The organism is Variovorax sp. M-6 (assembly GCF_052114385.1).
Taxonomy (GTDB): Bacteria; Pseudomonadota; Gammaproteobacteria; order Burkholderiales; family Burkholderiaceae_C; genus Variovorax.
Genome location: NZ_JBFREQ010000108.1, coordinates 1 through 742, shown reverse-complemented (window position 1 = coordinate 742; position 742 = coordinate 1). Strand labels below are relative to the sequence as shown.

General features: G+C 70.2%; 1 protein-coding gene. It reads left to right on the top strand.

Going from position 1 to position 742, the window contains the following annotated elements; all coding sequences use genetic code 11:
• Window positions 1–642 (top strand): ABC transporter permease (locus AB4Z46_RS35365; protein WP_442288216.1); only part of this gene is annotated, 642 nt, incomplete at its 5' end.
• Window positions 643–742: the final 100 nt, after the last annotated feature.

The following is a 742-nucleotide window of genomic DNA, read 5'->3' as shown; positions in this document are numbered from 1 at the left end:
GTCGCCTCGCTGCTGCTGGTCGGTGCGCGGGCGTCGATCCTGGTCGGCGTGATCGCCGTGGGCATCGGGCTGGTGGTCGGCACCGCGCTGGGCCTGCTCGCGGCGGCGCGGCGCGGCTGGGTCGAGGAAGCCATCATGCGCTTCGCCGACTTCTCGCTCGCCTTCCCGGCCATTCTCTCGGCCATCATGATGACGGCGGTGTTCGGCGCCGGCATCGTCAATGCGATCGTCGCCATCGGCATCTACAACATCCCGACCTTCGCGCGCATCACGCGCGCCTCGGCCAACGCCATCTGGTCGCGCGAGTACATCGCCGCCGCGCGCGCCTGCGGCAAGGGGCCGCTGGCSATCACGCTGCAGCACGTGCTGCCGAACATCTCGGCGGTGCTGATCGTGCAGATCACGATCCGCTTCGCGATCGCGATCCTGGCCGAGGCGGCGCTGTCGTAYCTCGGTCTSGGCACCCAGCCGCCGCAGCCCTCGTGGGGCCGCATGCTCAGCGAGGCGCAGACGCTGATGTTCCAGCAGCCGCTGCTGGCCGTCTTCCCCGGCATGGCGATCGCGTTCGCGGTGCTGGGCCTGAACCTGCTGGGCGACGGACTGCGCGACCTGCTCGATCCGCGCCTCGCACGCGCCCGCTGAAGCCCGCCATGCCACTTCTCGAAGTCAACGATCTCCGTGTGCAGCTGCAGACCCAGCGCGGCCCGGCCGAGGCCGTGCGCGGCATCTCCTTTTCGCTCGA